8 protein-coding genes and 2 pseudogenes are annotated in these 7,509 nt (G+C 59.4%); 4 read left to right on the plus strand and 6 right to left on the minus strand.

Annotated features, from left to right (window positions below; all coding sequences use genetic code 11):
• Positions 1-122: 122 nt before the first annotated feature.
• Together BMI01S_RS43805 and BMI01S_RS35170 are read right to left on the minus strand one after the other, a co-directional pair.
• Positions 123-1,679, minus strand: coding sequence for a methyl-accepting chemotaxis protein (locus BMI01S_RS43805; RefSeq protein WP_028215335.1), 1,557 nt, complete (start codon positions 1,677-1,679; stop codon positions 123-125).
• Positions 1,680-1,871: 192 nt separating this feature from the next.
• Positions 1,872-2,174 carry a hypothetical protein gene (locus tag BMI01S_RS35170; RefSeq protein WP_028215334.1) on the minus strand — a complete coding sequence of 101 codons (303 nt, stop codon included), beginning with the start codon at positions 2,172-2,174 and terminating at the stop codon, positions 1,872-1,874.
• 600 nt (positions 2,175-2,774) lie between these two features.
• Between BMI01S_RS35170 and BMI01S_RS35175 the strand changes: the two genes are divergently transcribed.
• Both BMI01S_RS35175 and BMI01S_RS35180 read left to right on the plus strand, forming a co-directional pair.
• Positions 2,775-3,161 (plus strand): hypothetical protein, encoded by a 387-nt coding sequence (locus tag BMI01S_RS35175; RefSeq protein ID WP_028215333.1) that lies wholly within the window; start codon positions 2,775-2,777, stop codon positions 3,159-3,161.
• 146 nt (positions 3,162-3,307) lie between these two features.
• Positions 3,308-3,568, plus strand: a pseudogene (locus BMI01S_RS35180) (IS21 family transposase); the annotation flags it as partial.
• Here BMI01S_RS35180 and BMI01S_RS35185 read toward each other — a convergent pair.
• From BMI01S_RS35185 to BMI01S_RS44325, 3 genes are all read right to left on the minus strand, one after another.
• Entirely contained in the window at positions 3,553-4,845 is a 1,293-nt protein-coding gene (locus tag BMI01S_RS35185) for a glycosyltransferase (RefSeq protein WP_063619636.1), read from the minus strand. The pseudogene BMI01S_RS35180 and the gene BMI01S_RS35185 overlap by 16 nt on opposite strands.
• A gap of 305 nt (positions 4,846-5,150) precedes the next feature.
• A complete protein-coding gene (locus BMI01S_RS35190; protein ID WP_154671491.1) occupies positions 5,151-5,450 on the minus strand; it encodes a glycosyltransferase in 300 nt (99 codons plus the stop codon).
• On the minus strand, positions 5,396-5,626 hold the full coding sequence (locus BMI01S_RS44325; RefSeq protein WP_081716291.1) for a zinc ribbon domain-containing protein: 231 nt from the start codon (positions 5,624-5,626) through the stop codon (positions 5,396-5,398). Before BMI01S_RS44325 ends, BMI01S_RS35190 begins: the two co-directional genes overlap by 55 nt.
• A 277-nt stretch (positions 5,627-5,903) precedes the next feature.
• Here BMI01S_RS44325 and BMI01S_RS35195 point away from each other — a divergent pair, with 277 nt between their 5' ends.
• Both BMI01S_RS35195 and BMI01S_RS43560 read left to right on the plus strand, forming a co-directional pair.
• Complete coding sequence (locus BMI01S_RS35195; protein ID WP_042292519.1) at positions 5,904-6,815, plus strand: ATP-grasp fold amidoligase family protein; 912 nt, start codon at positions 5,904-5,906, stop codon at positions 6,813-6,815.
• A gap of 121 nt (positions 6,816-6,936) precedes the next feature.
• A pseudogene (locus BMI01S_RS43560) lies at positions 6,937-7,107 on the plus strand (TetR family transcriptional regulator); the annotation flags it as partial.
• A gap of 217 nt (positions 7,108-7,324) precedes the next feature.
• Here BMI01S_RS43560 and BMI01S_RS35200 read toward each other — a convergent pair.
• Positions 7,325-7,509: ATP-binding protein (locus BMI01S_RS35200; RefSeq protein WP_169745497.1), on the minus strand; the 185-nt coding region annotated here is incomplete at its 5' end.

The raw sequence follows: 7,509 nt of genomic DNA on the forward strand, positions 1-7,509 counted from the left end.
GATCGCGAAAAAATTGAACGTCCGGTCTGCGACGGCCACCGGTCGCGAAGCCCAGATCCGCTATGCGCGGGCGCGCGAGCACGCCATCAACGCTTTGACATCCCCCTGTACCACGCTCACGCTCAGCTCGCGAGCGTAAACGCCCGCACCGCATCCTCGAGCGCACGGGTCTGCTGCCGCATGCTCGCGGAAGCTGCCGCGGCCTGTTCAACCAGGGCGGCGTTCTGCTGGGTCATCTCGTCCATCTGCCCGACCGCGCGATTGATTTCCTCGATACCCGTGCTCTGCTCGGCGCTCGCGCGGCTGATTTCGGCCATCAGACACGTAACGTCCTGCACCGAGCCGACGATACGCGACATGTTCTGTCCCGCCTGATCCACGAGTTGTCCGCCGCTGTCGATCCGGCCGACCACCTGGCCGATCAGCTCTTTGATCTCACGCGCTGCCGTTGCGCTGCGCTGGGCCAACACACGCACTTCCTGGGCGACCACCGCGAAGCCGCGACCCTCGTTGCCCGCGCGCGCGGCTTCGACGGCCGCGTTCAGCGCGAGGATGTTGGTCTGGAACGCGATGCCCTCGATCGTGCCGACGATGTCCGACATGCGATGCGACGCGTCGCGAATCTCGGCCATCGTGCCGACTGCCTGGCCCATCAGTTGCGCGCCGTCGTTTGCGAGCTGGCTCGTGGACTGTGCCGACGTGTGTGCCTCGCGTGCGTTCTCGGCGTTGTTGCGCACGGTCGAGGTCAATTGCTCCATCGCCGAGGCCGTCTCTTCGAGCGAACCGGCTTGCGCCTCCGTGCGCGCGGACAGATCTTCGTTGCCCGCCGCGATTTCGTTGGATGCCGTGGTGAGGCTGTCGGCCGAGGTCCGCACGCGACCGATCAGACCGGCGAGACCCGTGTTGATGCCGTTCTGCGCGTCGAGGATGCTGCCGATCTCGTCACCGCGACTGACTGGCATCTGCTCTGAGAGATCGCCCGAGGCCAGCCGTCGGGCTGCGTCCGCCGCCTCGCGCAGCGAGCGGCCGGCGATGCGCTCGACCACCACATAGACAACAGCGCCAAGCACGGCCGACAGTCCGAGACTGGTGAGGCATCGCGCGAGCGCGGGTACGTGTCCGCCGTCGAGCGTTGCCGTAACAAAATCGCGCGCGATGAACAGCAACGCCGCGCCACCGGCCGCGGCTAGCCCGAGTTTCTGAGCGAGCGTCGCCATCCGCATATTGCCGATGTCGAGCCCGACCGAAAAGATGCCAATCGTGCGTCCGCCGCGATCGAAAATTGGCTGGTAGTCGACGATGAACTTGCGTCCCGCGAGGAGCGTGAAGCCGTAATACGCCTGCCCGGCGCGGTTCAGCCGCCAGGCCGGATGCGAGCGATCCATCACCACGCCGACGGCGCGGACGCCTTCCGCGCTCTTCACGTTGGTCGCGACGCGGATGAAATCGTCACCGGCCGCCACGAAGATCGCGCTGACGCTGCCGCCCATTTCTACGCCCCATTCGTCGAGCGGCGCGTGGTTCAGTGTGACTTCGCGCGAGCCGCTCATCATCATGGGTGTCATGCGGCCGCCGACTTCCACCTGACGGGATGGGTCGACGGAGAAGCCGTCGGGGTAGCGGTTGAGCAGAGAGACGTATAGTCGGCGCACGCGGCCGGAGAGAGAACGGATTGGCATGACTGGTCCAATAGTGAAGAACGGGAGCGGGCGGGGCCTAGCGTCGGCGCTATTCGGGAACGAGATGGCGTCTTATCGGCGGAGGCGGCCGTTTGTCGAGCCCGGATGTACCAGCAGGCGCAGACGTTGCGGGAAGCGGTGTCGGTGTTCCGTGTGAGCGACGTTTCCGTAAGCCGCGACAGTTAGCCCCAGCTAATCCGACCGATGCCGGGACGATTCGTGACCAAGTGCAGCGAGGATGGTATTCGTGAGTTCAAGCAGCGCCGAGTGATATTCGGCAGGCAGGCGTACATCGTCCGTCAGGGACATGGCTTCTTCAATGCCCTGCCGGAACGACCTGGCGATCCCGGCGCGCTGCGACGTCCTCAGGTGTGGCAAGGCTGCCTCAAGAAACTTGCCCAGAACCACCGCCCGCGCGCCAATCACGCTCACTTTCTTTCTGTTGGCGCTTGTGAGCCTGTCGATTCCTTCAATTGCTTCTTCGAGATTGTCCAATTTTCATATCCCAGCTGCAGCGCGCTGCCTCAGCTTCAACGTCAAGCGGGACCAGCCCCGTGATCCCCTTGCGTTCGATTGACAAAAACATCACACATGATATTGGTATACGGCATCACCACGCAGAACTTGAGCAGACATGCCTTTTTCTCGTATATCTGATAGGGTCCTCTATCACATACAGGCCGGTCATAAAAAAACACAATCAAACTGCTGGCTGTGATGACAGAGGCCCTGTCTTGGCGAGACGAACGCGAACGGATCGCTCAAACGGAAATCACCGTTGGGCGTATGGCCCATCTGCCGAATCATCGGTTATCGTCGCTTTGCAAAATGGCGGCTCGTCGCTCGTCAACAGACGTTCGCCAACCGACTGCGAATGCCCGCTCATGGCCGGCGGATTCAACCGGTCGATGCAACGATTTTGTCGAATCGCTCAGCCGCCGGCGAAACTTGTCGTTCTTGAATGAGGAACTAAAGAGATTCGAACAAGCCATGCCGGCGCGCACTTTGGGCACTCAGCGGCGGTCCGCCAATGCCCCAAGGTTTAAAGGCTCACATCGACATAGAATGTCTCGTCTACAAGCGGAGACCGCTGTAATGCTGACCTTTCTGATGACGATCATTGCGTCCGGCTTGGGCGCGTATTTCAGCACCTATCTGAAAGAAAAGGGCAAGAATCTCGCAACGAAGGAGGACATTGGTGAACTCACGCGCATCGTCGAGGAAATCAAGAATGAGCACGCCAAAGAACTGGAACTGCTGAAGTCCCGTCATCAGCTTCGGATGGCCGCACTCGACAAACTGCTGCAGGCCCATCAGGAGGCGTTTGCCCTCTGGAGACGGCTATACCGCGGAGTGCATTCGGACGAAATCGCGGAAATCGTCAAAGAGTGCGAAAAGTGGTGGAACGACAATTGCCTCTACCTCGAACCCGAGGCGTTCAGCGATGCATACTGGGCTGCCTCGATTCGTAAGCAGGTTTGACAGGTGGCCTCAGTGGCCGGGATGACGTCATGATCGCGGACATCACACGCAATTGGGAAAGGATCGAGAAGGCCGGAAACGTTATCCTTAGAGCCGTTCAACTTCCAGGGCTGTCCGCAGAGGAGCAGGCGCGAATGAAGGAACCGTCGATCGGCGTCAGCGCCGAGGCGATCGTCAGGCATTTGCTGACGAACCGTCGGCACCCGGAAATCGGATACCGCGCGTGCCTAGGCCTGCTGTCGCTGTCGCGCAATTACGGCAAAGAGAGGCTGGAAGCGGCGTGCCAGCGCGCACTCGTGATTGGCGCGCCAACTCAGCGGTCCGTGCGCACCATCCTGCAAACCGGCTATACGCATCCAAACAACCAAACGTGGCCTGTCAGCCAACGCCGTCACTGCGCTGGATGACCGCTGCTCTTCGATGCAGCGCCGACAGCTGCTTGGTTACCGAGGGGCGGACGTCGAACTGTGCCGGCGCTATCGCGCCGAAGTGCGTGCGCTTGAGCCTCGTTTCCCGCGTACATGGCAAGCCCGTCGAGCAAGGATTGTGTGGATAGAGCGATATGAAATCGAGAAGTGAAGCACTCTCTGGCGCGCGTGCGTATGTCCGCCCACTCGGCTCGCGAAGCGCCCAGCCAACGGCGCAGTAAGCGCACCGCGCCTGCCAGGTCGTCGGTGTCCACGAAGCCTGCGCCCGCCTCCTCGATTTCACGCCAGATGTTGACCTTGTCTGTTATCAGCGTAGGTAGCGCCGCCGATAACGCTTCCGCCACGGAAACCCCAAAATTTTCCTGATGTGAGTTAAGCACGAAGGCGTCGGATACAAAGAAAGCGCCCCACTTGAGGTCGTTGCCGAGCATTCCCGCCCACGTCACCCGCTCGGTCAACTGCAACTCGTAGCACAAGGCCTTTAACGCGCTCGCGTACTCGCCATTGTCGGGGCCCGCGATGATCAGTTGGACATCGTTGACCTTGTCTTTGGGCGCGTCTTTCACGCATTGGGCCAGCGCTTTCAGCGTGAGGTCGATTCCCTTCTTTTCGTGGATCCGCCCAAGAAACAGCAGATTTCTTTTACCGCGCAGGTGCGGAAACTTCGACAGAAAAAGTTCACGCTGCATCTGGGGATCGCCAACGGCACCTGCTGTGCCGTAGTTGACGACATGCTCGTTGCAGCGGTAGGGGCGGAATGATTGGCGAGCCAAGAGACGCTCTTCCTCGCACGTAAAGAACACGGCATTTGCGTCGCGAAGAACCCTGTATTCCGCGCACGGCCAATACAGCATCTTTTTAAGGTGCTTCAATGGATAGTGCTTTTTGAAATACGGATCGAGCATCCCGTGCGTGAATACGTAATAAGGTATTCCCGAACCGTGTAAGGCGCGCCAGACACCAAATGATGTGTAATTCCAGATGCCGTTGACAATGATGAAGTCGAATTTCGACGCGTTCGCCCGTAGCCATGGGACCAGCCTCGGGGAATACCGGTATTTGCCGAGCCCCGGTCCGACGGCGTGGCAGACGAACTCGCACTGAACGAGTAACCGGTCGTCGGGGTCATCGAGCGAGAGGATCTCGACCGAGTTACCTCTGCGCCGATGCTCGCGGGACGTCTGAACGATCCCCTCAATCGGGCCGCCATACGTCGGATTGACTGTGATGATGGCGTGAAGAATTTGCAAACCCATGGAAATAATGCCTTCGAATCGCGGTCGAAAATACTGCCAAGGTGCACACAGCAGGTACTTGATTACTGTCAATCGTGATGGGTTGAAGCCTTTCCCCGGATGACCGGGTGCTGTGAGCCATTGAGGCCGCAATTACCATTCTCTTTGGATCGCTCGCGCTCCCCGGTATGCGCTATTGCGCCTCCCATATGCGTTTGCAAGGGCGAGCACGTTTGTTGAAAGGAATTCGGGTGTCCCGTCGCGCATCGTTGTTTCCGCGTTACGGGCGATCCGTTCGCGATGTGCTGGATCTTCCGCGAGCTGCGTCAATTTCTCCGACAGTTGCTCGACGTCGCCAGGTCGAACGATGAACCCGTTGATTCCGTCATAACGAACTCGTTCGCGCAACCGCGAGTGCGCGACACGATCGCGGGCCGCCCCGCAGCCATCGCCTCGCTGACGCACAGTCCCCACAGATCGAATGCACCGGCACGCACGATGAACTCGGCCAGGGCATAAAACCTCGGCATATCGCGGTTCGGAACCGCCCTGAAAATCACAACCCGCTCGGTCAAGCCCAGCGCCGCAACGTGTGGCGATTGAAGGCGCAAATGGGACCACAGCATGGACAAGTCCGGCTGGTGTTCTGCGGTGGCACGGCAATGAGCCACCCGCCGCTCCAGTCGAGCTTGTATTCAAGCTGGCAAAGCGACGCATATTGCGTAGCTGCGCACCGTTTGGCACCAGTTTCAACTGGTAGACTTGGAGTCGTTGCATACTGGGAAAGGTGAACAGCACGCACTTACGTGATGTCAAGGACGCCTGTGACGTCCGCGCTATCATCCTTCCTCGCCCCGCGCCCCTCGCCCCTCGCCCGGAAGGAAGTCCGCTTGGGGGATTAGGGATTGGGCGAAGGAACGAGTCGCCGCCGAAAGCGAGTACTCACACAGATGATAAGCGGCCGGTAGCCAACCTCTACGCCAGAACCCCGCTTGTTTTCGCCACTGATCAGGTACTCCAATTGCTTCTCAAGGGGCCCTGACGTTGCGAGCAAGCCTTAGCGCGATCGGAGACACTCAATGAGCAATGGCCTATCCAGTAGCACGCGCCGATTGATCAAAGGCGCAGCGGTGCTTATGCCCGACGAATGGTATCTGACTCTTTCCCATCGCCGGAGCATCGGGCGGTTCCCGCAGATGAAGCGTCCGACGACTTTCAACGAAATCATTCTGACGCGATGCCTCCGTCCGGATCCGCGCTGGACCACCCTGACCGACAAGCTGAGCGTGCGCCAATACGTCATGGAGCGCATCGGTGAGCAGTATCTTATTCCGTTGCTCGCTGCCCCGGATGTTTTTACCAAGGAAGTCTTCGACTCGCTTCCGTCGTCCTTCGTGATGAAAGCGAGCCACGGTTCGGGGTTCGTCGAAGTAGTTCGGGACAAGTCAAAAAGATCATTTGAAGAACTGCGTCGGTTGGCGGACAGATGGTTGAGAGTCAACTACTATCGCGTCGGGCGCGAGAGGCACTATAGGGGCATTCCGCCGCGCATATTGTTTGAGGCCCTGCTGCTTGACCGATCGGGCAACGTTCCGGCCGACTACGAAATGAACATGTTCGGCTATGCTCCCCATGGTCCGGTCATTTATACGGGCGTCGTTTCCAGTCGTTTCGACGGCCGCGGCAAGCCTCTCGCCGATATGTACGATGCCGAATGGAACAGGCTCGACGTGGCTCGCGGCACCTATGGGCGCAGCGAAAGAGGCGTGGCGCGGCCGTCGAATTGGGACGAGCTGAGCAGAATTGCCATACGGCTAGCCGAAGGGCTTGGTTATGTACGTGTTGACCTCTACGTACTCGACGAGCAGATATTCTTCGGAGAATTAACGTTTACGCCGGGAGGCGGGACGATGCCGTATATCCCCGATCATTGCGATTATGAGTGGGGACGGATCTTGAAAGGCGCCAACTACTGCGCCGCTCCTGTGTAATGTAGTGAACGTCCAACATTTCACTTCGATAGCCAGCGGATTTGATGCTGCTGTTGCACGCCAGATGACCCTCCTATATAGACTAAACCGGTTGTAGCCCAAACAGCGATCTGAGTTCTTTCGGCGAGGCGTGGATCGCACATCTCTCGAAGGCATCGCGAACGCTGCTGGCATGACTCGCGGAGCTATAGTGCGGACATTTCGCGAACAAGAACGTATTGCTAAGGGCAATGTTCGAACGAGCGGATTTGCCATGGGATCCGTTCACGTTGCCGCTTCGCAGCGCGGATAGTTCGTCAATTGAACCTTTGCGTCGCGACCTCGAAGCCCTGTTGGGTGACGTGCTGCAAGCAGGGACCAAGCGACGTCTCTATGGAATCGTGTTTTCGATGGGGTGGTCCGAGGAGGGTGGCGTCGTACCGCGAGCAACGCTAAGTGTCAACGCCGATTTAAATCTGACCCATTTTTCGCCGATGCGCCGAAGTAAAACTGACCCACCCGGGTCCTAATCACGCGGCTGCCTTCGCGCCCGCCCGCGTGCTCGTTTGTCCTGCTTTCCGCTTGTCCTTCAAGCGGTAACTCTCGCCGCTGATTTGCACGATGTGCGCGTGGTGCAACAGCCTGTCGAGCATCGCTGCCGTCAGCGTCTGGTCGTCGGCGAACGCCGAGGCCCATTGCGTGAACGGCAAGTTGC

The sequence above is a fragment of the Paraburkholderia mimosarum LMG 23256 = NBRC 106338 genome, assembly GCF_000739815.1.
Classification (GTDB): Bacteria; Pseudomonadota; Gammaproteobacteria; order Burkholderiales; family Burkholderiaceae; genus Paraburkholderia; species Paraburkholderia mimosarum.

What these genes read in the sequence shown, in the direction of transcription:
- BMI01S_RS43805 (WP_028215335.1), bottom strand. Translation starts at nt 1,679, where the DNA reads ATGCCAATCCGTTCTCTCTCCGGCCGCGTGCGCCGACTATACGTCTCT.
- BMI01S_RS35175 (WP_028215333.1), top strand. Translation starts at nt 2,775, where the DNA reads ATGCTGACCTTTCTGATGACGATCATTGCGTCCGGCTTGGGCGCGTAT.
- BMI01S_RS35185 (WP_063619636.1), bottom strand. Translation starts at nt 4,845, where the DNA reads ATGGGTTTGCAAATTCTTCACGCCATCATCACAGTCAATCCGACGTAT.
- BMI01S_RS35190 (WP_154671491.1), bottom strand. Translation starts at nt 5,450, where the DNA reads ATGCTGTGGTCCCATTTGCGCCTTCAATCGCCACACGTTGCGGCGCTG.
- BMI01S_RS35195 (WP_042292519.1), top strand. Translation starts at nt 5,904, where the DNA reads ATGAGCAATGGCCTATCCAGTAGCACGCGCCGATTGATCAAAGGCGCA.